General features: G+C 38.1%; 25 protein-coding genes and 5 pseudogenes. 19 read left to right on the top strand and 11 right to left on the bottom strand.

What is annotated here, in order from left to right:
* The first annotated feature begins 18 nt into the window (after positions 1-18).
* Positions 19-1,122 carry an A/G-specific adenine glycosylase gene (gene mutY / locus PVV57_RS07370; RefSeq protein ID WP_273717666.1) on the top strand — a complete coding sequence of 368 codons (1,104 nt, stop codon included), beginning with the start codon at positions 19-21 and terminating at the stop codon, positions 1,120-1,122.
* A gap of 779 nt (positions 1,123-1,901) precedes the next feature.
* Here the strand turns inward: mutY and PVV57_RS07365 are convergent.
* Positions 1,902-2,990: a site-specific DNA-methyltransferase gene (locus PVV57_RS07365; RefSeq protein ID WP_373925582.1), complete on the bottom strand. Its 1,089-nt coding sequence runs from the start codon at positions 2,988-2,990 to the stop codon at positions 1,902-1,904.
* A gap of 386 nt (positions 2,991-3,376) precedes the next feature.
* Between PVV57_RS07365 and PVV57_RS07360 the strand changes: the two genes are divergently transcribed.
* Together PVV57_RS07360 and PVV57_RS07355 are read left to right on the top strand one after the other, a co-directional pair.
* Positions 3,377-4,072 (top strand): HAD family phosphatase, encoded by a 696-nt coding sequence (locus PVV57_RS07360; RefSeq protein ID WP_273717667.1) that lies wholly within the window; start codon positions 3,377-3,379, stop codon positions 4,070-4,072.
* A 1,049-nt stretch (positions 4,073-5,121) separates the two neighbouring features.
* Positions 5,122-5,341 (top strand): annotated as a pseudogene (locus PVV57_RS07355) (transcriptional regulator); the annotation flags it as partial.
* Positions 5,342-5,861: 520 nt separating this feature from the next.
* Here PVV57_RS07355 and PVV57_RS10445 read toward each other — a convergent pair.
* Both PVV57_RS10445 and PVV57_RS07350 read right to left on the bottom strand, forming a co-directional pair.
* A pseudogene (locus PVV57_RS10445) lies at positions 5,862-6,335 on the bottom strand (helix-turn-helix domain-containing protein).
* Between the two features lie 258 nt (positions 6,336-6,593).
* On the bottom strand, positions 6,594-6,779 hold the full coding sequence (locus tag PVV57_RS07350) for a hypothetical protein (RefSeq protein ID WP_273717668.1): 186 nt from the start codon (positions 6,777-6,779) through the stop codon (positions 6,594-6,596).
* Between the two features lie 1,381 nt (positions 6,780-8,160).
* On the opposite strand from PVV57_RS07350, the gene PVV57_RS07345 reads away from it, so the two are divergent.
* A complete protein-coding gene (locus PVV57_RS07345; protein WP_273717669.1) occupies positions 8,161-8,325 on the top strand; it encodes a hypothetical protein in 165 nt (54 codons plus the stop codon).
* Positions 8,326-8,977: 652 nt separating this feature from the next.
* On the opposite strand, the gene PVV57_RS07340 is transcribed toward PVV57_RS07345, so the two are convergent.
* On the bottom strand, positions 8,978-9,721 hold the full coding sequence (locus PVV57_RS07340; RefSeq protein ID WP_273783734.1) for a nuclease: 744 nt from the start codon (positions 9,719-9,721) through the stop codon (positions 8,978-8,980).
* 160 nt (positions 9,722-9,881) lie between these two features.
* On the opposite strand from PVV57_RS07340, the gene PVV57_RS07335 reads away from it, so the two are divergent.
* The 15 genes and pseudogenes from PVV57_RS07335 to virB11 all read left to right on the top strand — a co-directional run bounded on the left by PVV57_RS07335 (position 9,882) and on the right by virB11 (position 20,802).
* The gene (locus PVV57_RS07335) at positions 9,882-10,229 is read left to right on the top strand and encodes a TrbC/VirB2 family protein (protein ID WP_273717671.1); all 348 of its coding nucleotides are present in this window, start codon (positions 9,882-9,884) and stop codon (positions 10,227-10,229) included.
* A 28-nt stretch (positions 10,230-10,257) separates the two neighbouring features.
* Entirely contained in the window at positions 10,258-10,584 is a 327-nt protein-coding gene (locus PVV57_RS07330) for a type IV secretion system protein VirB3 (RefSeq protein ID WP_273717672.1), read from the top strand.
* Positions 10,581-12,941, top strand: coding sequence for a VirB4 family type IV secretion/conjugal transfer ATPase (locus tag PVV57_RS07325; RefSeq protein WP_273783732.1), 2,361 nt, complete (start codon positions 10,581-10,583; stop codon positions 12,939-12,941). Before PVV57_RS07330 ends, PVV57_RS07325 begins: the two co-directional genes overlap by 4 nt.
* A complete protein-coding gene (locus tag PVV57_RS07320) occupies positions 12,938-13,711 on the top strand; it encodes a type IV secretion system protein (RefSeq protein ID WP_273783731.1) in 774 nt (257 codons plus the stop codon). The genes PVV57_RS07325 and PVV57_RS07320 overlap by 4 nt, the downstream gene beginning before the upstream one ends.
* A gap of 24 nt (positions 13,712-13,735) precedes the next feature.
* Positions 13,736-14,008 carry an EexN family lipoprotein gene (locus tag PVV57_RS07315; RefSeq protein WP_273783730.1) on the top strand — a complete coding sequence of 91 codons (273 nt, stop codon included), beginning with the start codon at positions 13,736-13,738 and terminating at the stop codon, positions 14,006-14,008.
* Entirely contained in the window at positions 14,008-14,391 is a 384-nt protein-coding gene (locus PVV57_RS07310; protein ID WP_273783729.1) for an EexN family lipoprotein, read from the top strand. Before PVV57_RS07315 ends, PVV57_RS07310 begins: the two co-directional genes overlap by 1 nt.
* 36 nt (positions 14,392-14,427) lie before the next feature.
* On the top strand, positions 14,428-14,646 hold the full coding sequence (locus PVV57_RS07305; protein WP_273783728.1) for a hypothetical protein: 219 nt from the start codon (positions 14,428-14,430) through the stop codon (positions 14,644-14,646).
* Positions 14,647-14,694: 48 nt separating this feature from the next.
* A pseudogene (locus tag PVV57_RS07300) lies at positions 14,695-14,973 on the top strand (EexN family lipoprotein); the annotation flags it as partial.
* Between the two features lie 304 nt (positions 14,974-15,277).
* Positions 15,278-15,682 (top strand): EexN family lipoprotein, encoded by a 405-nt coding sequence (locus PVV57_RS07295; protein WP_273783727.1) that lies wholly within the window; start codon positions 15,278-15,280, stop codon positions 15,680-15,682.
* Between the two features lie 26 nt (positions 15,683-15,708).
* Positions 15,709-16,644: a type IV secretion system protein gene (locus tag PVV57_RS07290; RefSeq protein ID WP_273783726.1), complete on the top strand. Its 936-nt coding sequence runs from the start codon at positions 15,709-15,711 to the stop codon at positions 16,642-16,644.
* 6 nt (positions 16,645-16,650) lie between these two features.
* Positions 16,651-16,938 (top strand): type IV secretion protein VblB7, encoded by a 288-nt coding sequence (locus PVV57_RS07285; RefSeq protein ID WP_273717679.1) that lies wholly within the window; start codon positions 16,651-16,653, stop codon positions 16,936-16,938.
* Positions 16,935-17,601 (top strand): annotated as a pseudogene (locus PVV57_RS07280) (virB8 family protein). Before PVV57_RS07285 ends, PVV57_RS07280 begins: the two are co-directional and overlap by 4 nt.
* 2 nt (positions 17,602-17,603) lie before the next feature.
* Positions 17,604-18,455 (top strand): P-type conjugative transfer protein VirB9, encoded by an 852-nt coding sequence (gene virB9 / locus PVV57_RS07275; RefSeq protein ID WP_273717681.1) that lies wholly within the window; start codon positions 17,604-17,606, stop codon positions 18,453-18,455.
* 44 nt (positions 18,456-18,499) lie between these two features.
* A complete protein-coding gene (gene virB10, locus PVV57_RS07270) occupies positions 18,500-19,684 on the top strand; it encodes a type IV secretion system protein VirB10 (RefSeq protein ID WP_273783724.1) in 1,185 nt (394 codons plus the stop codon).
* A 65-nt stretch (positions 19,685-19,749) separates the two neighbouring features.
* Positions 19,750-20,802 (top strand): P-type DNA transfer ATPase VirB11, encoded by a 1,053-nt coding sequence (virB11, locus tag PVV57_RS07265; protein ID WP_273783723.1) that lies wholly within the window; start codon positions 19,750-19,752, stop codon positions 20,800-20,802.
* 22 nt (positions 20,803-20,824) lie between these two features.
* Here virB11 and PVV57_RS07260 read toward each other — a convergent pair whose 3' ends face one another.
* The 7 genes and pseudogenes from PVV57_RS07260 to PVV57_RS07230 all read right to left on the bottom strand — a co-directional run bounded on the left by PVV57_RS07260 (position 20,825) and on the right by PVV57_RS07230 (position 24,638).
* Complete coding sequence (locus tag PVV57_RS07260) at positions 20,825-21,139, bottom strand: DNA-binding transcriptional regulator (RefSeq protein ID WP_273717684.1); 315 nt, start codon at positions 21,137-21,139, stop codon at positions 20,825-20,827.
* A gap of 125 nt (positions 21,140-21,264) precedes the next feature.
* Positions 21,265-21,480 (bottom strand): hypothetical protein, encoded by a 216-nt coding sequence (locus PVV57_RS07255; protein WP_273717685.1) that lies wholly within the window; start codon positions 21,478-21,480, stop codon positions 21,265-21,267.
* Positions 21,481-21,592: 112 nt separating this feature from the next.
* Positions 21,593-21,856 (bottom strand): type II toxin-antitoxin system RelB/DinJ family antitoxin, encoded by a 264-nt coding sequence (locus PVV57_RS07250; RefSeq protein ID WP_273717686.1) that lies wholly within the window; start codon positions 21,854-21,856, stop codon positions 21,593-21,595.
* 76 nt (positions 21,857-21,932) lie between these two features.
* Entirely contained in the window at positions 21,933-22,958 is a 1,026-nt protein-coding gene (locus PVV57_RS07245; RefSeq protein WP_273717687.1) for a BID domain-containing protein, read from the bottom strand.
* Between the two features lie 6 nt (positions 22,959-22,964).
* Positions 22,965-23,576 (bottom strand): hypothetical protein, encoded by a 612-nt coding sequence (locus PVV57_RS07240; protein WP_273717697.1) that lies wholly within the window; start codon positions 23,574-23,576, stop codon positions 22,965-22,967.
* 351 nt (positions 23,577-23,927) lie between these two features.
* Positions 23,928-24,161: pseudogene (locus PVV57_RS07235) on the bottom strand (AAA family ATPase); the annotation flags it as partial.
* A 183-nt stretch (positions 24,162-24,344) separates the two neighbouring features.
* Positions 24,345-24,638, bottom strand: coding sequence for a HigA family addiction module antitoxin (locus PVV57_RS07230; RefSeq protein WP_404977246.1), 294 nt, complete (start codon positions 24,636-24,638; stop codon positions 24,345-24,347).
* Positions 24,639-24,692: the final 54 nt, after the last annotated feature.

Raw genomic sequence — 24,692 nt, 5'->3', positions numbered from 1 at the left:
ATATGAATTACCAAATAAATGCTTTTTTCTTTTGCATTTTACATCTCCCTATGCTTGAAAACAATCATGTATGAAATTTCTTCGCACCTCCTTTCTTGGTACGATCAAAATCACCGACATCTCCCATGGCGGATTACCCCCAAAGAGCAAAAACAAGGTATCCGTCCTGATCCTTATCAAGTTTGGCTTTCTGAAATCATGCTTCAACAAACAACCGTTGAAACGGTTAAGCCCTATTTTAAAAAATTTCTGAAACTTTGGCCTGATCTTTCTTCTTTAGCAAAAGCCTCACAAGAAGACATCATGAAAGCATGGGCTGGACTTGGTTATTATTCACGCGCACGTAATCTTAAAAAATGTGCAAGACAGCTTGTTGAAAACTACGCGGGACAATTTCCACAATCTGTAAAAGCATTGCGAACTCTCGCGGGTATTGGAGATTATACGGCCGCGGCCATTGCCGCAATTGCTTTTAACCACCCTGTAGCAGTGGTTGATGGTAATGTTGAACGTGTGGTCGCTCGCCTTTTTGCTATCACTTCAATATTACCAAAAGCAAAAGCTGAAATTAAAGAACAAACACAAAAAATTACTGCTTTAAATCGTCCTGGCGACTTTGCTCAAGCAATGATGGATTTGGGAGCAACAATTTGTACTCCACGCAAACCATCTTGTTATATCTGCCCTCTTCAAAGTTTATGTAAAGCCGCAAAGATGCAACAAACAGAAGCTTTTCCAGTCAAAGCTCCTAAAAAAGAACGCCCTTCAAAAACAGGTACTGCTTTTGTGGTCCTTAATAAAAAGAGACAAATTTATTTGGAAAAACGACAGACGCAAAAACTCCTTGGCGGAATGACCCAAATTCCTAATAATATTGGCATGAACAATGAAAATGGGCTCCAAAACGCACCCTTTACTGCCAATTGGCAATTCAAAGGACAAATTACCCATGTTTTTACGCACTTCTCTCTAAAACTCGATGTTTACTATACTGAGGATATTCATGAAATGAATTGTGATAATGGTTGGTGGTGCAACATTCAGCATCTTGCCAAAGAAGCGCTCCCTACTGTTATGAAAAAAGCAATCTCCATAGCACTTCCCAATTCTTTCAGATTTTAATAACCTTCCCTATAAAATTTTTGCTCACAGAAACTTGTGCTATCTCTAGTGACTATTTCTTCCTCTGTAAAAGAAAAATTTAAGGAAGTGAAATGATCAATTTTTTCTACAGATAAAAATTAAGAAGGGATAGAAAAGCTTAGAAATCTTAGATTTAAATTTCAGGATTTATCCTCTTTTCACTTAATATAAGGAGCAAACCGGCACCATCACACACTTTGCCCAATCTCCAATGTTGTCGACAACCCTTGGGCACTTGAGATAGTTCATAAGAGGTATTTTTAATCCTTTCTTTAGCAATTTTTACTCACCCGCCCCCGCTTATGATACGCAAGAAAGTGATTTTGATTGCTTCAATATAAAATAGGTTTGAAATGAGAAAATCTCACGATATTCGGTGGGTTATAATTCAAGTTGAACAATTCCAACTTATCTTTATAAGTCACATATATTGCAATATTGCACGCACATCCATAGATATACATTCTCCCTCCCCCAAAACACTTAATTTTGAACTTCTGAACGAATTTTTTAATCCTATTATTTCATTTTCACAAAAGTATCTCGATTGATAATTTGACTATTTTGGAACTTGAATGAGAACATAGAGTGAAACTTCTTCATTTTAAGTTCTTCGACAAGACACATAAAAACACTCGCTTGCCGCTTGCAAGTAAAACTAGCATATAGATAACGCTTAAAAAGGCATAAATTGCCCGCATGTCTCTCTCAATTAAGAGCGGCTACACATGTCAATAAAATGAAGCGATCATCTTAGTTCATAAGACACCCGTTTTTAACATTTGTGAACGTATGATCATCCTTAAATGATCTATGGACTTCAACCGTCCATTTTCCTCATAATACCAAAAAGTCCAACCGTTACAACTCTGTGAATCTTGAGCCTTTCTTCCCATTGCATGAATGGAACCTGCTTCACCACCATGCATGATCGTACCATCAGCTCTTACAATAGCAGATACTTGCTTCTTGCGATCATAAAGAACTTCTCCAGGATAGAGTAAACCTGCTTCAAGCAAACTATTGAATGCTACACGTGGTTCTGCTTTTTTTCTATCCAAAATCGCCAGTTCTGGTTGCGCTAAAGGTTTAACCGCCGCAATTCTCTCACATGCTGCATCAATGTAATCTTGCTCACGTTCAATCCCAACAAAATCACGCCCTAAGAGCTTGGCAACAGCACCCGTTGTTCCCGAACCAAAAAACGGATCAAGAATAACATCACCCGGTTTACTAGAAGCCATAATAATACGCGCTAATAACGCTTGTGGTTTTTGTGTTGGATGTAATTTACGCCCTGCATCATCCTTTAAACGTTCAGCTCCAGTGCAGAGAGGGAAAAGCCAATCTGAACGCATTTGTAAATCTTCATTTGCTGCTTTTAGGGCATCATAATTAAAGGTATACTTTTTATCTTTTTGATCTCGCACAGCCCAAATAAGCGTCTCATGGGCATTTTGAAAGCGGCGCCCTCGGAAATTAGGCATCGGATTATTTTTGCGCCAAATAATATCATTAAGCATCCAAAAACCCAAATCTTGTAAGGCTGTCCCAACTCGAAAAATATTATGATAAGATCCGATAACCCAAAGCGTTCCATTGGGTTTTAACACACGACGGCACGCAAGCAACCATGCGCGGGTAAAAGCATCATAAGCAGCAAAACTCTCAAACTGATCCCATGCATCATCAACCGCATCAACAAGCGAATGATCTGGACGGTATAGCGCCCCATCCAATTGCAAATTATAGGGGGGATCCGCAAAGATCATATCAACGGAATGTTTTGGCAATTTTTCTAAAACGGCAACACAATCTCCTTTAAAAATTTTATTGCGCCATGGCATCTGTGAGGGAGTACGAATGAAATCTTTTTGAAGCTGAATAACTGTCATGAAAAACCCAACAAAATGAACTGAATTTGCCCTATAATCAATCAAAATAGTTTATAGGCCCGCATTACCAATCCATATTTACAAAATAGAGTAAACGTATCGTTAAAGTTCTGCAAAATTGATATTCGTTTCTATTTTTTTTTAAGTAAAAAAAATTTCATATGAATGAATCTTTATTTTTCTTTTTTTAATGTACTGTTCCCATATCTTTTATTTCGTAAAAGAATTAAAAATCATTTTCAAAGCGTATTTTTATGAAATAAGGTCCTCTTAATATTGTGTTCATGATATTGTTTTCATGAAAATTGTCCATCTCGTAACATGTAAAGGAATATCTTATGCCTCAGATAGATCTTGTTATTTTTGATTGTGACGGAGTTCTCGTCGACTCTGAATATCTTGCAGCAAAAATTGGATCTCAATTGCTTAAACAAACAGGATATGAAATATCAGCGGAAGAATTGAGTGAGCGTTTTGCAGGGCTTATCTTTCGCGATATTCTTAAACACGTTGAACTGGAAACAGAAAAACCAATTTCTGCTCATCTCATAGATCAGATGACCAATATTTTTCGTACACAAATAAAAACTGAATTACGGGCTATTGATGATGTAAGAGAAGCCATAGAAATTATTCAAACACGCTATCCCTATTGTATCTGCTCTAATGCAAAAAGCGTAGATATAAAAGAGATGCTCACCACTGTTGGTCTCTATGACCTTTTTGAAGGTAAAATATTTTCAGCACCTGAAGTTGGAACAAAAAAAACGAAACCCGCCCCTGATATTTTCCTTTTTGCCGCACAACAATTACAGGTAGAGCCTCAAAACACGATCGTTATAGAAGACTCACTTCACGGTGTCCATGCCGCCATAGCAGCAGGCATGCGTGTCATCGGCTTTACGGGAGGATCACATAGCTATCTTGGCCACTCTAATGCACTTGCAGAAGCTGGTGCCGAAACAGTTATCGCAAAACATGCTCATTTAGGAGAAGTCTTAGAAGCAATGGCAGTATGGCGTGATTTATTATAAAAAACTCTTGAATATATCAATTTGTAAACTCTTGTAAGGGGGAATTTTTACCCAAATGTCCTCCCCTTCTCACTTCTCTCCTTTTATAATAACTTCAATAAATGCGTGCTTCACAACACGGAGCGATTGCATCTCAATGTGAAGAAGAAAAAACATGGTCCCTCATCTAGAAACCATAAGTCTAACCATTGCACATGCTTTAAAAGAAGCAAAAAAGCTGAGAGACGAACGCATAAAAATCTCATTTTCTGGGAAATCTAACTTTTTGGGAAATCAAATCTACCGGTAAACTGCTTATCTCTCTCAAATCCAATATCCTAGTCCCAACATCAGGTGCCCATCCTGATAAATAGACTAGATTTGTCAAAAAAAAGAATATTACGATGCCTTGCTCAATAAGATGTGAAAATTGCTATGCTAAAACCACGCACCACTCAGCTTATTAAATACATTACACAATAGGAAAAATTGTATGCTATGTTCGTATTCACCATAGGAAAACACATTAAAATTCGCGAAATCTATAGAACATAAGAGTTTATTGAAAACAACAAAAGCACTCTTGCTGAGTTACAAAGGTTTATACTTCCTCAATCCAAATCTCGTAAATTTGTCGAAGATTTATTGACATTGCTGCCTAAACAGTATTTTGACAGCATCAATTGGTATAGCCTCTCTAAAGTCATAAAAGACTAAAAGCATATATCTTTATAAAGATATGCGCTTTTATAGGAAATATTTCTTACCAAGGAACTGATAATCACTATATTGTTTCATAATGATAATTTATCGTTATTCAAATTCAACAAAAAACACCAAATATTGTAAGATTATCTCATTTCAAATCTGGATATGTTAAATCAAATAAAAAAGGAATAAAAACGGACTCTTCATGAATCATCTCAAAAGCCAAGGATTGTAGCAATATTAGAAGTAAGCAAAGTGTATGACTGTGCCATCTTTCTGTCTTTATAAACGTTAAAGATGCTGATGCCCTAAGAATTTTATATTATGGGGCTTTATCATTATACCATTCATGCTGGACTGATAAAAAGCTCGCTCGCCTAACCTATACAACCTATCGCGATGCAAATATTGAACTCTCCCCTGAAGATATCGCGGAACTCGCAGCAGAACTTTATAAAAAGTTGCAAAAGCTTGTTCAAAACATCAACGACACGGAAAAAGTTGGAAGCAACTTTTCCTCTTCTAAAACTGCATTTAAAACATCAAATCGAGGCTGAAAGAGCATATCTAGAAGCTACATAAGATACGGCGCCCCTCTAAAAGGAAAAATGAAAGTGGAAATCTTTTTACATTAAATAACTAATAAATATATTAATAAGCAGTGTTTTTTATTCAATTTTTAGAGATTTCCACGCATATAGAAATCCTTTTTGCTTTTTTGGTCATTTTTAGGTGATTTTGCAGTAGTAAGATTCACTTTTTACTTCATTTTTTCAAAGGGTCTTCAAAGCCGATTTTCTTGACTTTTACAGACTTTTTAAAATCTTCAAAGACCTTTCAAAGCCTTTTCTCATTTTTACCGTCAAATTCCGATTTTTGCCATTTTTGGCTTTTTTTACAATTTTAACTGTCAAAATCCATTTTGACAAAACGTGCATTTAATGGTAAAAATTGTATATAAAAACAATAAACTATCACGTCTTCCTATCGTAATCCCATTGAGTATAAAACCTACTGTCAAATTACAATCGTAACGCCGCAAAAATTGGCAATAAAGGCCATGAAACCTTTGTGTTGCATCAATTTTGCGTTTTTTTGCTTTTTAAACTTTAGTAATACAATCTTGAAATTCGTGATAATGAGCAATTAAAATGCTAAGATCAATACCACAAGCGGTTATTATATTTGCATCAGAGTCAAGAGCATACCGTTTACAATTACCAGAACCGCGCATAACAATAATGAGACCTTTATCAAAAAGATGCGGAAGTCATCTACTTACATGAACAGTAGTACAACCGATTTCCAGACCAATCTTATAATTTCTTTTAAAAGCTATTAGAATTTTACCTTTTTCAAAAGACGTAACGGGTACAGTATTTAAAAGTTTAGTCAATAAAAGAACTTCCGTTCCTTTTATAAACCCAATTGAAAGTAATTCCTGTACGAGAAAAATAAGTTGGCTTCTACTAATATGACCAATATTGGCATGATCAGCAATTTTTATATATTCCCAGTGCTTTGAAGTTAGTTTTCTACCAGACGTTTTTTTCCTCCTAACAGAGGCAAAAAATATCCCTTTTCACAAAATTCCTCTTACAAAATATGTTATGATAAATTAAACTGGAAAATGTGTTTTAACTTTAATTTACTGTACAGTGTATTTGTATAGATATTTTAGAAGCCCTTTACACAGTTGGATTTTTATTTTTCTGCCATTGTGTTTCCCTTCTATTTGAAATGACTTACATTTTTACCAAATGAGTCAAAATATAACTCACTTGAAAAGAATAAATAAAAAATTCAACATAGTTAAAATTAGGTCTCCGTATTTCTATTCTTCAATCCGGTATCGTTGTGAGAACAGCATGCTTTCCATTAAAACAAGGTTTGAATTGATAAAATACCAAGCTCTATGATTTTGTTTAGCAATAATACCAACTTTTTCTAACTCAGCTGCACCACGAAAAAAGGTTGTTGGTGATAATGCTCGTTTTTTGTCTTGAGACACAAGCAACATTTTTCAAACAGCTTTCTCCAAAACCACTGTATTCGTGCGGATTAATCTGTTTTGGAGTATCAAAGTCAAAACTAAAAAACTTTTATTCCTGCTTCTTTGGATTAAAAATGCACGCAACATTGACAATAATCTGCTCTTCTAAGTCCTTAGTAGAATGCACACTATCATTCATGAAAGAACACTGATCGTACCTAACGGTTTGCTTTCTTTGTTTAGCTGAGTATACCAACAGTTATTTGTGGTAATAGAATTTCCATACGTAGCAATAAATTCACCTTACATTAAGAATGGAATCTTCAGTTATTGCCAAATTTATTTCATGTTTTTCTGAAAAAAATATTTCTGCCAACATATGAACATTCAAATGAAAGAAATTAAATTGTGACAAGAACATATTCTTCATACAAAAATCCCTCCCTCCATGAAAATGAAATTTGTACTGATAACTAGATTATTAAGACACGTATCATACAACAGAAATGGCACTCAAAAAGTAATTGATATACCTACAATTCACGTGATTTAAAAAGAAAACGAAAAAAAATCATAAAGGTATTCGTTGTTGGGATTTAAGCAATCTTTGATCTATCTTGTCGCTTTTATCTTATCCTTGCAAACATATTATGCTCATCAAGTCAATCATGACGAAAGCATCTCTCTTATGTGTTATGATGGAAGAATTAATAAGTAAAAACTCAATATAACCGATAGAGCATTTTACAGTGGTTTAAACAAACTCACAAACAAAGAAGTTTTGAAACCAAAATCACCTAATCAACATTGGGTGGGGCCTATTCCATTCTCCAAAGAAGATAAAATTACTTTTAGGAAAGAATATCAAATAGAACCATCCTCTACCAAACCGGATATTTCATCCGATGAATATCAAACAGATATCGAAGATTTTACAAAAAAATAACTTGTATCATTTATCGCATTGTATATACTATGAAGCATCTTGATTTAAGTGCGTGAGGGGGAAATAATGCCAAAATTACAGATAGGCAAAAAGGGATTGCCCTTTTTTCTTTTATGGCTTTGTGGTCCGTTAAAATTTAATACTAAGCATTATAATGGTTATATGTTTTGCGGCATTAGCCAGAATTTCTATTGCAATACAACTTTTAACGATAAGTTGGTCAATATCATTAATATACATTATGATTTTGTTGTTTATTTCAAGTTTTGGCTCTTTCCTTCTCATGTTTTATGATGATAAGCTTATAAGGTATTTACAGTAATTGTTTACACATTCTCCCATTAACAACGCTAATTAAAAAACAAAATTATAATCACTAAACCTGTCTTCCGATACAGTAAAGAGATTACTTTGCATCTTGAATAATACTATTAATACATATGATATTTAAAGATGGATAAAATGAAAAAAATTATTTTAATATGCATGGCTATATTGACTATAGGATTAAGTATTGCTGGTTGTGGTAAAAGTGAAGAGGAAAAACGTAAAGCCCAACAAGAAGAACAAGCTAAAAAGTTTTTTGATGAAGAATTAACCTCTACAGATCGTAGTCATGCATTTTAAATAAATACCCTACGAACATAAAATGTGAGTTATCAATCTCGAAATAAAGAAGCTACCATCTATTTCTGAAAATAAACCATAGCTTTGAAAAAAGCATGTCAAGGTAAAACCTATATTAAAAAGATTTTTAATATGGTAAAATTAGGGGTTGCAATCTTCTTTTTAGTTTCTTCGATTTACAACTATAACCGCTCTATAAACTTTTGCCTATAACCATGCTTTTAAAACCGCGTGAGAAGGAGAAGGCAAGCCATTTGGTTCTAGGTTAAGGTCCTCCCCCGTTAGGCGTGCCTTTAAAGGCTTTGCCTAACCTTAATTAAAATCTAAGGCTTGTTAATTTTCTTAACAAACGCTGGTTTGATGTCATGATTTTGGGGTACATTTCGGAGAGTTTGAGAAGCGGATAGCCTCTCATTAAAAAAAGCGAAATGACATTATAGGGGAAGGAAATGCGCTCTCATATAGCACTACTTGCAGATACCAACCTATACGCGTAAGCGAGCTTTAAACACATTAATTTTCCAAACACATTAATTTTCCGTAGCGAGAGTTATCCACTCAGATCTATGTCGCTTGTGATCAACTTTAAAGCTGTTAAGGCTTGTTGTGGCATATTGTCTTTATTTTAAAGAGCACTGAAGAGAATTCTTTATCAATTATGGTCAATGGGATTATAGCTCCCGTGATCTCTTCTCCACTCTTCTGGTTGTTGAAATTGGCTCGACCACAAGCCATTTTTTTCTTTTTGAGCGGTCAATTGTAAGTTTTTATAGTCTGCTGGTGAGGGAAAATGCTGCTGATCTTTTGTCAAAACCATCAACCCTTCTGCAAGCCCTAAGCGTGCCAGATCCACTCCATCCACAAAACATTGTGCATAATGAACCTGTTGAATGACACGGGATTGCCGACAGGTAACATTTTTGTCGATTGTTTTTGAAACAAGCCAAGCCGTTACAAAAGCACCGCACGGCCACTTAACGCCATTGCGTGAGGCAAATTGCCTCATTTCACAGCTTTCCACACCATATAAGCGGATATCACGGACAATCTTTTTTCTCCATCCATCATCCACGGGTGTGATCATTTTAAAGGTCACACCACTTGTGACCTGAATAGCACCGGAATAAACCGGCACATTTTCTTCATAAAATTGTGATGCGATTGGTTCTGAATGTAATACCACATTTTGTTGGTTTGCATCTTGTTGATTTGCATAATCTATCAATTGTGACTTTGGATTTTGAATGGGATTTTCTATTGTTTTTTCTGATCCTTTTAAAAAAGAAGTTTGCATAAGTTGTTCATTATTTTTACTTAAATAAAAGTACCCCAAAATAATAATACAAATTAAGACAATATATTTAGGCGCTGCTCTAAGATGTTTTAAAAGTATCATTTTGAATATTACTTTATTTTATTGTTGATTAACTGAGAAAATATTAAATATTATTAATTTATCGATAGAAAAAATTATTTTTTTCATTTATATGATTCCTGATTAATATTTCGAATATTAATTTTACGATCAACTTAAAACATAAAGCGGGGAAATTTTCATGAAAAACATGAATAATTTGTTCAGTTGTGAACATACCTTACAAAAAACTACTCTATCCAACACACAAAAGAAATGGCTAACCACAGCATTGATGCTTTTTATTGCTTTCCTTGCACTGAGTGAACCAGCATTTGCAGAAGGCTTCGGAAAAATTGACGATGCACTTCAAAAAATAGTAAAAGCTTTAACAGGACCTATTGCAACATCAATTGCCACCATTGCGGTTGCTGGTGTTGGGCTCGCATGGATAGCTGGTTATGTTGAAATGCGTAAAGCATTTTTTGTTTGTGTTGGCATTGGTATTGTTATGGGTGCATCACAAATCGTATCAATGCTTAAAGCTTAATTAACGTGCTCTAGCATTTTCAAAAATCATGAAAGAGCATGAGAAGCTAACGGAGGATACGTTGTTTCTTGCTTGCACGCGCCCTGCAATGATTGCAGGCGTGACGGTGGAAGCTATGGGATTAAATGGGATAGGATCGATGATATTGTTTATTATGGCAGGCAATATTTTTCTTCTAACCTTTGGCGTGATGATACATTTCATATTCAAGGAAATCCTGAAACATGACCATAACAAATTTCGTATTCTTCTAACATGGCAAAAGACAACTATTTTTTCCAGAAATTCTAGTCTATGGGGTGGAGGAAGTATTTCTCCATTACGATTAATTCGTAATTATGAGGAATTAAAATGAAAACAGCAGAGCGCAAGCGTGAAAAGCAGCCAGAGGCGATCATCCCTTACGTGCGCCATGTAAACAAGCATGTCATTGCACTGGATTCACGCGCGCTCATGATGGTTGTTAAACTTGAAGGCATTAACTTTGAGACAGCGGATATTATTGATCTGAATGTGCTTCACGAACAGCTGAATAATCTGTTTAAAAACATTGCTGATGAACGGATAGCGCTTTATAGCCATATTATCAGGAAGCGTGAAACGGTTTATCCGGATGGTACTTTCAGATCAACATTTGCGAAGCAATTGGATGATAAATATCGCGAACGGATGATCTCTCAAGAGCTTTATCGCAATGAACTCTATCTTTCAATTTTGTGGAATCCTCACGTTGATAAAACGGATAAATTAGCGGAATTTTTCAAACGTTTAGGCAAAGCCAAGCAAGAAAAAACGGAAGTTGATGAAGAATCCATTCGCAAGCTTGAAGATATTACGACAGATGTCATTCAAAATTTAGAGCGTTATGGCGCAAGAAGATTGAGTCTTTATGAACATGAAGGCAATATTTATTCGCAGCAAAGTGAGTTTATTCACCAATTGGTGGGGGGGCGTCGTGAACGCATACCGTTGACATGGGGGACGATAGCTTCGACGGTTTACTCAGATCGTCTTATTTTTGGAAAAGAAGTCATAGAAATACGCACTGAAGCGGGACAGCGATTTGCGGGCATGTTTGGTTGGAAAGAATATCCAGCAAAAACGAGAGTCGGCATGGCGGATGGTCTTTTAACGCTTCCTTTTGAGTTTATTTTTACGCAATCTTTTGTTTTCAAGAGCAAAAATGTTGCCAAGCAGATTATGGGTCGCAAACAGAATCAAATGGTCAATGCGGGAGACCGTGCGGGCTCACAAATCATGGAGCTAGATGATGCGCTTGATGATCTTGAATCGAATCGTTTTGTTTTAGGGGAGCATCATTTATCGTTAGCGGTTTTTGCCGACGAGCCACAAGAGTTAGCGGATAATCTTGCCAAAGCGCGTTCTCGTCTTACCGATGGTGGTGCTGTGATAGCGCGGGAGGATTTAGGGTTAGCGGCGGCTTGGTGGGCACAATTGCCTGGCAATTATGCCTATCGCACCCGCTCTGGCGCGATAACCAGCCGCAATTATGCAGCGCTTTCTCCATTTCATTCTTTTCCGGTTGGCAAAATAGATGGCAATGTGTGGGGACCAGCGGTAGCCTTGATGAAGACTTCAGCTGGTTCACCATTTTATTTTAACTTTCACTTTGGTGATTTAGGCAATACGTTTGTTTGTGGTCCCTCTGGTTCTGGGAAAACGGTTATTGTCAATTTTCTTTTAGCACAACTTCAAAAGCATGATCCCAATATGGTCTTTTTTGATAAGGATCGTGGTGCGGAACTTTTTGTCAGAGCGGGTGGCGGCACCTATATGCCTTTGAAAAATGGGAAACCCACAGGCATAGCACCGCTAAAAGGCTTAGACTATAACAATCCAGCAGATAGAGTCTTTTTGCGGCAATGGATTATCAAGCTTGTTTCTGCTGAGGGTCAAAAGATCAGTGAAGCGGAAAGACAAGACATCACGGCAGCTGTTGACCAGCTTGCTCTATTGCCAAAAGAACAACGGACGATCTCCGCCTTACAAATGTTTTTTGACACCACACACAGGGAGGGGATAGCGGGACGATTAGAGAGATGGTGTAAAGGCAATGCCTTAGGGTGGGTTTTTGACAATCCTGATGACGACATTGGCATTGATGCAAAATTTATTGGTTATGACATGACGGATTTTTTAGACAATAATGAAATTCGTCCACCGCTCATGATGTATCTTTTTCATAGAATTCTGTCTCTGATTGATGGGCGTCGTATTATCATTGTCATTGATGAGTTTTGGAAAGCCTTAGAAGACGATTCCTTTAAAGCCTTTGCGCAAGACAGGCTGAAGACCATTCGGAAACAAAATGGTTTGATGTTGTTTGCGACACAATCCCCCAAAGATGCGATTAATTCGACCATTGCCCACACCATTATAGAGCAATGTCCAACACAGATTTATTTTCCCAATCAAAAGGGCAATCATGGGGATTATGTAGAAGGTTTTAAATTATCGGACAGAGAATTTAACCTGATACAATCAGAATTAAGCCGTGAGTCACGGCGTTTTCTCATCAAACAAGGGCAAAGTTCAGTTGTAGCAGAGCTGAATTTACGCGGCTTTGATGATGAAATAGCCATTTTAAGTGGCACCACCAAGAACATTGAACTCCTAGAGACCATTATGGATGAAGTTGGTGAATCTCCAGAAAAATGGCTTCCTCTTTTTCAAGAAAGGTCAAAACAATGAAAAAACTTTTATTGGCAACAGCCGTCTGTGCAATTTCTTTGGGTTTAACAACCAATTCATTTGGTTTTGGCGGTATTGTATTTGATCCCAAGGCTTTTGGACAAATGATTAAACAAGTTCAACAAGGCCAACAACAGCTTGGCAAATTGCAAGAACAAATTCAACAAGGTGCAAAACAGCTTGAGCAATTAAAGAGCCAACTCGATCAAGCCAAACAATTATATAACTCTTTAAATGTCAAGCCTGACATCTCGGGATTGAAAGAAATGTTTAACAAGCAAGGGAGCAGTGGCGCCCTTCCTTCTGACTTTAATCACTTTCAACAATCGATGGGCAGCGGCGGTGGCGGCGGCGGGAGCAGCAGCAAAAACGCGCAAAAATGGCAAGAAGAACTTAAATACAAAGAGCCCTCAGGCGGAGCAGATTCAAAAGAGGCAGTTGATGCTTTTTACGCAGAGGAAGTGAAAAAAGCCGAGCAGCGCGTAGTAGGACAAGCAGCAAAAGGCCAAGACGTCTACGAAGAAGCCAGTGAAACACAAAAAAACATTAACAAGCTGCTTGACGAACTTGGAAGTACTGAAGATGCGGGTAAAATTCAAGGCATTCAAGCACAACTAGAAGCGATACAAGCAAAACTCCAAACACAAGTCCTTCAAATGCAAGCCGCCGCAATGATTCAACAAGCAGAAGAAAAAGCGGCAGAAAGACGTGAAATAGAAGAATTTAAAGCACGAACCAAAGCTTTAGCCCAAAAAATGCGTGGTCAATAAACGAGAAAAAAGAGGGGCTTGAACATGAACAAGATCATCATAACAACATTGCTACTTTGCACAGGGCTCATCACAGCTGGCTGTGAAAAAACCTACAGCGTAGAAGAATTTAAAAAAGATCACAAATTATACGAAAAATGGAAAATGAAATGTATGACATCAGGGGATCTCGATTCGCAAAATTGTAAAAACGCAGAGCAAGCTTATCGTGAGAGTCTTCCAACATGGGGATGGGGGAGAACTGGCTCTACAAATGACGATAAACAAGAATCTGAAAAGAAACAGGACAATAAATAATGAATAAAGTTCTCATAACAACATTGCTACTTGGCACTGGAATTATCGCTGCTGGATGTGAAAAAACCTATAGCGTCGCAGAATTTAAAAAAGATGAAAAATTACGCCTAGAGTGGGATGCTAAATGTGCATTCGCAGGAACTTCAAAAAATTGTGAAAACATGCGTTTAGCATTTTTAGAACTTGAAAAAGAATATGAAGCAAAAGCTGAAGAAAGAGCACGTGAAGCAGCAGAAGAACGGAAAAAAAGTATGGATGAACTTTGGGCTGAACAAAAAGCTAGACAAGAAAAATGGGAAGCTGAATTTGAAGCAAAACAACGGGCTAAAGCCGAACGAGAAGCGAAAGAGCGCGCGGCAGAAGAACAACAAAATAACCATTAAATTATAAAAATATACAATGAAGAGCGGAGCATCTCAATGGCAGTAGAAAGCAAAGGCGTATTTACTTGGATAGATGATATGTTGATGAATCCCATTACAAAAACAATGGATAGCGCCATTACACATCACTATTGCACTTTAGCTGCTCAACTTAAAGAACCTTATAAGCTATACAATAGATTTATGGCAAGATTATGTCGCTGCCCTAGATTTATCATCACTGGTTATAAAAAACCAGAACATAGCAGAATTTAAAGATTGTGCTCAAAACTCAAAAACTGAAAGGAAAAAGGGGAAATATCGATGAATAAAGTTCTCATAACAACATTGCTACTTGGCACTGGAATTATCGCTGCTGGCTGTGAAAAAACCTATAGCGTCGCAGAATTTAAAAAAGATGAAAAATTACGCTTAGAGTGGGATGCGAAATGTGGATTTGCAGGAACTTCAAAAAATTGTGAAAACATGCGGTTAGCATTTTTAGAACTTGAGAAAGAACGTCAGGCAAAAGCTAAAGAAATATGGAACGCTACATTTGGGATAAAAGAGCGTGCTGAGAAAGAACAAAAAGCGAAAGAACAAAATAATAATTAAATTATAAAAATACACAACGAATAGCGAAGTATCTAAATGGCAGTAGAAAGCAAAGGCATCTTTACTAAGATAGACAATATGTTGATGGATCCCATTACAAAGACAATGGACAACATCTATTGCGCTTTAGCTGCTCAAGCTAAACACTCACATGCATTTTGCATTACATTTATGGCAAGATTATGTCACTGCCCTAGATTTATCATCACTGGTTATAAAAACCGATAATCGAGCATAATGTAAAAATTGTGCTCAAACCTTGTAAAACTGAAAGGAAAAAGGGGAAATATCGATGAATAAAGTTCTCATAACATCATTGCTACTTTGCACAGGACTCATCGCTGCTGGCTGTGAAAAAACCTATAGCGTCGCAGAATTTAAAAAAGATAAAAACTTACGCCTAGAGTGGGATGCTAAATGTGGATTTGCAGGGACTTCAAAGAATTGTGAAAACATGCGGTTAGCATTTTTAGAACTTGATAAGGAACGTCAAGCACAAGCAGCAGAAAGAGAGCGTCAAGCGGAAGAGAACAATCGCAAAAGAGATGAAAAAGATATGGCTGAAATGAGAGCCAGAATTAAAAAAATGAGAGAAGAGAATCAAAAATTCCTTGCTGAACAAAAAGCAAAAGAGCGCGCGGAAGAAGAACGAAGAGCAAAAGAGCGCGCGGCAGAAGAACAACAAAATAACCATTAAGACATAATGAAGAGCGGAGCATCTCAATGGCAGTAGAAAGCAAAGGCATCTTTACTAAGATAGATAATATGTTGATGGATCCCCTCACAGAGACAATGGGTAAAGTCATTAACAACCTCTCATCAAGCTTAGGTGCTCCGCTTAAGCTATCTTGTACAATTTACATTATATTTATGGGCTACAATATCATCTATGGGCGCTCTTCCATGCCCTTATGGGAATTTATAGTAACAACTTTCAAACTCGGCATCGTTGTTTCACTTGCCACAAAGGCTGCTCTTTATAATGAGTGGGTCAGTGGTATATTTTTCCATGATCTGCCGAATGCCATTTCAAATGTCACACAAGGAGCACATGTGGATCAGAATGTATGGGATAATATGATAGACAAAGCTGGAGCACAGGTTTTGGACGCAGCAAACCAATACACAGGTCTGACTCAAATGGGGATGTTTATTGCGACATGGATTGCTGGTTTTATCTGCCTAGTAGTTGCTGCCTTTTTTTGTCTAGTCGGTTTTGTTGTTTCATTATTTGCTAAACTGGGATCATTTCTTGTCCTATCAATAGGACCACTCTTCATAAGCCTCTATATGTTTTCCTCAACCAGAAAATTCACAGAAGCATGGTTAGGGCAAGTTGCAAACTTCATCATTTTATATGTGTTAGTCGTGCTGCTTGGTGGTTTATATGTCAACATTTCAATGAAAGTTTTTTCAGGAGATATTAAAAATATCTTCACTACTTTAATTCAGTTCTTGGTTGTTGGTATTGGTGGTATTTTTCTTTTCCTCAGACTTCCTGATATCGCATCAGCTTTAGCCTCTGGGGGGGCTTCTCTTACAGGATCAGGACCAGTTGCTAAAACAACGGCTCAACTAACAGGTAAAGCTGCTAAAGCAACAGCCAACACGATAACGAAGGGCGTTAAAAAATTAGCATCACTATTAGCAAAGGTCTAAGTTCAAATGCGGGAATTTAAAAAAATTGGGATTATCTTACCATTTCTCCTTCTCAGTGGCTGTGTGTCTTCACCAAACACACTGAAGTCACTCCCAAAGTGTGATGGATATTCTAAACGTCCACTCAACAGATCAATGTGGAATTGGGAAGGGAAAAAACCCACGCCCACACCCATTATCATCAGTAACAACACCCCTTCAACCCTAAAAGAAGGGAAGCTGGAAATGCTTCTGGCACAAAAATTAACGGATGAAGAAATCAAATCTTACAAAAATTGCGGGCAAAAAGCATGAAAGAAAAAGATATAGAACAATACATTGCTGAAGCACACTCGTTCGATCAAGATCGCATGCTCGCCTCACGCCGCACCACCCGCGTCTCGCTTGCCATTGCCGGCATCGCCGTTGCGGTTGCAATAATGTCTTCTCTCGCGGTCATCACCCTCACGCCCCTTAAAACCGTGGAACCTTTTGTCATCCGTGTGGACAATTCAACCGGCATCACTGAAGTTGTGGAAGCCTTAAAAGAAGGTCCCACCAATGTCGACGAAGCAATCACACGCTATTTTGCTGCAAAATATGTCCGCTCCCGTGAAGGCTTCACCACAGAAGAAACACAACACAACTTCGAAACCGTCTCTCTCCTCTTCTGAAGAACAGGAAAGATTTGCCAGCTGGTATGGAGCAAGAAATCCCCAAAGTCCTCAAATTCTTTATAAACACGCCAGTGTCACCGTCACGATAAAATCAATCTCCTTTATCAATGACGATGTTGCCCAAGTGCGTTACTACAGAACAATCCATGACAATGAAAACAACAAAGAATTCATCACCCACTGGGTTGCAACTCTCACCTTTGAATACATCAACGCCCCTATCTCTGTCCAAAATCGTCTGATAAATCCTCTAGGATTTATTGTTAGTGAATATAGAACTGATCCGGAAGTGGTCAACTGATCATGACAAAAAAAATTCTTTTTCTTATTCTCAGCCTCCTCGCCCTTTCTCCTACACCTTGGAGCAACGCCAGTATTTTTCCCACCCGTGCGCCAAGTGATAGCCGCATTCGCTTTATCAACTATGATGCCTATAATGTCACAAAAATTATTGGCTCCATACGCTCATCGGTACAAATAGAATTTTCTGCCAATGAAGAAATTGCCCATGTGGCCATTGGCAACAGCGTTGCATGGGAAGTTGCCCCCGCTGGCAATATTCTTTTCCTCAAAGCAAGAGAAGTCCAACCCATTACCAATCTCCAAGTCGTCACCACAAAGCTTGATGGCTCAAAGCGCTCCTATCAATTTGAACTCATGGTCAAAGATGGGGAAATTTCCTCTGGACAAGAAACATATTTCCTTGTGAAATTTCGCTACCCACAAGAAGAAGCAGAACAAAGAAGACTCGCCGCCCTTATGCGACAAGAAAAACAACAAGCCCAGCGTATTGATAATGTCTTCAACGCATATGAAACCTACGGACCACGCAATTGGGCTTACACCGCTCAAGGCTCTATTACGCTCGAACCCTCCTCCGTTTACGACAATGGCAAAACCACAACATTTACATTTCCAGACAACCAAGAAATCCCTGCCATTTACATCGTCAACAATGACGGTACAGAATCGCTGGTTCCCAAAACCACAAGAGGCAACATGGTTATTGTCCATGCCATTAGCGCGCACTTCACCTTAAGAAAGGGAAAAAACGTCCTCTGCGTCTTTAACGAAGCCTATCAACCAAAAGGCACAAATCCAAATACCGGAACAACCTCACCATCTGTTGAACGTAAAGTTGCATCAGATCTTTAAACATCTTTAAATTTTAAATAAGCGGGAATTGAAGGGGACAACTTATGAGTGATAAAACCACCATAGAAGATCGAGGATCAATAGGGGATAAACGCAACAATATCTCACAAAGCCTTGGCAAAAAAATAGTTGTCGCAATTGCCTGTATAGGAATCTGCGGCTATGTGCTCTGGAACATCTTATCCACCCCCACAGAACAAAAAAACACCGCAAAAGCTCATAAAAAACAAGAACAAAGCTTTCACAACACCCTCGCGCCTTTAGAGCTCGTCCCCTCTGACCCGCGTGCCAACATAGCGCCAATAACCTTACCACCCCCACAACCACTCGCACCAGAACCCAAAAAAGATGACCCACTACTTGATGCCGCAAGACGTGCCCCTGTTCTCGCTTTTGCCAAAGGCTCTAAATCTGAATTAAAAGACATCGTCAACACTGCTCTAAACCCCCTTGACAAATTCCATGCCCTTGAAAATCTCGCGAATGCGCAAAATTCTCCTGCCCTTCAAAACACACAAAATTTTGCAACCCTTTTAAAACCCACCACAACAGAAGAAACAAAAGCAAAACTCATCGGCAATAGAAACTTTATCATCGCCATGGGAACCTCTATCCCCTGTATCTTAGAAACGGCATTAAACAGCGACCAACCAGGCTTTGCAAGCTGCATAATCAACCGTGATATCCTCTCTGACAATGGGCGCGTTGTTTTGCTTGATAAAGGAACCCAAGTCATTGGAGAATACCGCGGTGGGATAAAACAAGGTCAATCTCGCCTCTTTGTGCTCTGGACAAGAGCCAAAACCCCAACCGGTGTCATCATTCCCCTTGCCTCACCAGCAACCGACACTTTAGGCAGAGCTGGTTTTGATGGCAACATCAACACCCATTGGTGGGAACGCTTTGGCTCTTCCCTTTTACTCACCGTTATTGATGGTGCCACAACCGCCCTCACCAACAGAATGCAAAAAAAATCCAATAAAGCAGGTGCAAACAACTCTGGAGGCGGTGGCTTTGAAGGCGCCGACAACATTGGAAAAGATACAGCCACCATTGCTCTTGAGAACCAAATCAACATCCCCCCTACCTTAGAAAAATACCAAGGCGAACTGGTCAATATTTTTGTGGCAAGAGATCTCGACTTTTCCTCTGTCTATAAACTAACGCTCACACACAAAAGGAACAACGCTTACTCCCGCTCAACCCCAAGCTACTCCTTTTTTCATTAGTCACTCTCACAGTCAAATACACCCCATAACCCTCATAAAATCCATAAAGTAAATAAAGTCACATTATGCCAACAGCAAAAAATGCAGAACGAGCCTCCATCGTTTTAACAAAATTAAAGATCTTAGATGAGTTCCTCAATAATGAAAATTTATTTGAAATTGTCGTCAATCGCCCCGGCGAAGTGATCGTCGAAGGTCCCAATGGTTGGCAAACCCACATTCTACCAGAACTAACCTACAGCGAGCTAGAAGGCATTGCAAAAGTCGTTGCTGCCTACACAACACAAAAAATCAGTGTAGAAAACCCTGTTCTGTCCGCAACACTCCCCAATAACGAACGCATACAAATTGTTATGCCTCCAGCTGTTGCAGCCAACACCATCAGCATGACAATTCGTAAACCTTCATCGCGCACCTTCTCCCTTGAAAGTTTACACGAAAATCAGTTGTTCTCTGTCGCACAAAGTGTCAGTTTCACACCCACGCAACAAATGACTGAACGGCTATCCGAATTGTCTGACACAGAAAAAGAACTCACAGACCTCTTTATCGCGAAAGATTTTTGCACATTTTTAGAACGCGCCGTTATCACTCAACAAAACATCTTAATATCTGGCAAAACCGGATCGGGAAAGACCACCCTCTCCAAAGCTTTAATTGCCAAAATCCCTGACTATGAACGAATTCTTACCATTGAAGACACCCCAGAACTTGTCGTTCCGCACGCCAACAAAGTCCAACTTTTTTATTCAAAAGATAACCAAGGCTTAGCAAAAGCAGGCGCAAAAGAACTCCTTGAATCAGGCTTACGCATGCGCCCTGATAGAATCCTTCTACAAGAGCTGCGTGATGGTACAGCCTTTTACTATATCCGGAATGTCAACTCTGGTCACCCAGGCTCTATTACCACCGTCCACGCCTCAACAGCCCTTGCCGCCTTTGAGCAAATGACCCTTTTAGTCAAAGAAAGTGACGGTGGCGGTAATTTAGCAAGAGAAGATATCCGCGGCTTATTAATCTCGATGATAGATGTCATCATCCAATGCAAACGTTTGGAAGGAAAATTTCGTGTAACAGAAATCTATTACGACCCCTTCAAACGCCGCGATGCTTTTTAAAAAAACAATACCCTCCCTCCTCTTATGCCAATAGAGACTTTTTAAGAGCACGATTAATCGCTTCAGGTTCATTTTCAATGATTGAAAGTAACAAACGAGAAGAAGTATCTATAGAATATCGTCCCTGTTCCCAATCACGAATGCGCCCCACAGAAAAACCAAAACGCGCCGCAAATTGAATCTGTGTCAGCCCAATATTTTTTCTGATCTTTTTTACATCAACATTTGCAGGAATATGGATACCAAATTTTGTAACATCCGCTTCACCTTTGGCATAGGCAAGAGCTTCACGAGCACCTTGTAATATACGAGATCTTGCTTTACTTGTCTTATCCATTATTTTCCCTTTCGATATTCATCGATAAGTGCAGTTAAAATTTTCTTCAACTCATTCTTCTCTGATTTTGTCAAATTTTCTTGAGATAATTTACTGTAAATATCTTCGATCAACACCGGAATATTTTAACCACCGAAAAAGAGTATAACCCTATATCCCCCACTTTTACCCTTATGCTTTGTTGGAAATCTGACTTTCCTTGCTCCACCGGTTCCTTGCATCAGATCACCAGCATCTGGATTCGCAGTAATAAAAGAAACAATATTAAATAATTCTTCGGTTGATACACCCTCTTCTTTCGCAGAAGTTAAATAAGCTGGCGTTTCGATCACTGTTTGCATACATTATTTAATATACGGAATACCCGCAAATTGTCAATAAAAATCCGTGATACCCGTAACTATAATGATATAAATTAAAAGCTAATTTGCTTTAAGTGAATGATCAAAAATATCAAATATCCAAATCACGAAACAAATCTTCCATGTCTTTAGCTATATATATATCTTCTCCTCTTTCACTTTTCTCAAAAGTCTCAAGTGTTTTTGCATTAGGAACATACATATCAAACGGCAATCCCTTTTCATTGACAACTTTTGTCAAAGCAATCCGCATAAAATCAGACACTGTAAGTCCTAGACTTGCTAATATTTCATGCGCTTCTTTTTTTAACATCTTATCTATACGTGCACGTACAACATCTTTTTTTACACTCATATTAAACCTCCTTTGATTACCTCTCTTTTGTCATATGGCTTAATAGGGCTACAAACATAAGGCTTTATCCTTGCTTTCACCGTGTCACATCTTTTGATTTTTCACGCGCTATCGCATTGTTTTGCTCTTGTATGTGCTTCTGTTGCAGAAATTTAACAGCCGTTTGAAACTCTTTTATGTGTTCTTTATCTGGAGACTGTTGTTGAGGGAGCACTTTTGATAAATCAAAATCTTGTTTATGAATGACATTCTGTCCAAAACGTTTGTCCAAAGCACTTTGAAGCTTTGAAAACTCTTGATGAACCTGCTCTGGTATTTTAGAATAAGTAGTCTGACCAACCTCTATACTTTTCATATAAGTCACTGCTTCTTGTGAAAGTGACGGAACCTCAACTTTCAACCTCTCACGATCACGTGTAACCCTATCCATATGGATCTCGTAGGAGTTTTTATAAAAGGATTGAAGCTCTCTCATAGTAGAAACAGCAAGAGGAACATTGTAAAGCGCTGCTTCACGCTCTTTTCCTGCTGTTTTAAACCGATCTATCAAACGATCTGACCCACGTAGTTCACCGGCTTTCTCTGGAGACTTAGCTAAAATATCAGGGAGTTTATCGCCTTTCCCTGCTAAAATTGTTCTTTCAATTTTGAGTGCAGCTTCTTGGGGGTCTTTATAGATAGATGCTAAACGATTGTTCAATTCTTTAAACGTATCAACATAAGATTTTTCATTTCTAAGGGCGTCTATTGCCTTCTGTTCTAAATTAGAGTTATCCATATAAGCCGCAAGGTATGGGGCTTTTTCCGTTGCTCTTGAAGCAACATTCAAATCTTTTTGCGATTGTTGAAGTTTAAGTTCTTCTTTTTGAAGTTTAGCAAAACTTGTTTTTGCTCTATCCCAAAGGGATTCAATCTTCTCTTTTTGTTTTTTAAACCATTCTTTATTACGATCAACGTAAGAGGAAATCTTTTCCCCTAAACCTTGCGAAACATCAATCCCTCTATTTTCTGTAAATTTGGCAATATAATCCCGATAATCAGGGGATTCAGAAAATTCGAGAGTGGTTGTTTTTACACCAGGTCTAGAAAAAGCTGCTACCAATTTCTCTTAGGTATTGGCATGATCAGACTGCTTGATAGCACCAACAAAAGAAGGATCACCGCGTTCTATTAAATCAACATTTAAAATGTTTCTTTTAATTTTTTTATTACCAACAATAATAGTCTCTTTATCTTGACGAAGTGATATTTTGTCACCAAGCTCAATACGAGCACCATCTATCGCAGAGGGGAGATTTACACCATAAACACGTTCAATTCCACGGAAAGTTGCTATACCCGCATAAGGTGTTTTGGTTTTGGCGGTTTCACTAAAAGAAGCATACCCTGCTTCTACAAGTTCACCAGTTATTGTACCTTTAACTTGTTTGTGTTCGTGTAATCGAACGTTTTTAAAATCCTCTTCAGCTACATAAAGATGTGACTGATATCTATGCCGAGACATAGAAACATATGCAAGATGTTGATCCATGGATGAAGAGGCTAGAACAAAGACATTATCCACTGTCACCCCCTGACTCTTATGGACAGTAGCGGCATATCCATGATCAACGTTTTGATAAGTCTGATTAGAAAAAACAACATCTTGACCAGAATCAAGACGCACTTTTAAAAGTGGCCTTCCTCTTCCATTTTGTGTCAACAAAACAGTTCCCAACATACCATTTTTAACTTTTTGTTTTCCTAATTCTGGAGCAGATCTTTCCTCAAACTGAGCATTTTCAAGAAAGATAATTCGATCACCAACGATAAATTCCCGATTTCCCCTCAGAGTATCAAAATTTGTAATGCTTGCACTATCTTCAGATTTAAGTAAACGAGCCTTTTTAAGAGCAGTGCGTATTTCTTCATTTAATTTTTTTACAGACGCATTCGTATGTGCAAGAATAAGAAACTCGTCACCCCGTAAAGCCCTTCCCTCTTCCGCATATTTTGTTTCTAATTTCCTTCGCGCATTTATCCAATCTTTAACAAGAGTATTTATGGCTTGATTACGCGTTTTGGTCTCGCGAATGAATCCTCTTTCTTTATATTGTTCTAAAGCTTCTTTCACTTGTCCACGTGCAAATTGACGCGAAGCTACTTGCCCCCATTCTTCTTTTTGTCTTCTGATACCGGATAATTCTACGTAACCAATATTATCAACGGCAGCGCGAAATGCCGCTCCAGCCTCAATGGGTTGCAATTGCATATGATCACCAACAAGAACAATTTTAGCCTCTGCTTTTTCAATTTTTTGAACGAAATAAGAAAGTTGTTTTTAGGTTCTTAAGGTCAAGGAAACCCTTCCAGGGCGCCTAACGGCGTCCTTGACCAATAACCATAGTGGCTTGTTTTGTCCTTCTCACGCGGCTCCGAAATCATGATTAGAAGGAGAGCTTATAGGGAGGGGGCACACACCTTAAGGAAATATTAGATGCCAGAAGTGCTAATATGAACGCACAGAAAGCAGATCTATTTTGGGTTGTTTACGTTTTAAAGCTTTCGATAAATCATAATTTGTTTGCATAGCAAGCCAAGCTCGTGCTGTGCTCACACCAGCCATTTCAAGTCTAATAGCAAGATTAGCACTAACCGCAGCTTTTCCATTTAAAACTCTAGAAAGTGCTACACGAGACATACCAAGCCGCTCTGCTACTTCACCAACAGATAATGTGAGATATAATATCAAAAAACACAATAAAGTCAATAGTTTGTTTGTAATTATTTTATATGAATCCACTCAAGAATCCATCTTTTTATACGTGTTTAAATTGATCATTTTTTATATAAGATT

This window comes from Bartonella sp. AU15XJBT, from assembly GCF_028618615.1.
Taxonomy (GTDB): Bacteria; Pseudomonadota; Alphaproteobacteria; order Rhizobiales; family Rhizobiaceae; genus Bartonella.
This window is presented reverse-complemented; position numbering and strand designations above follow the sequence as displayed.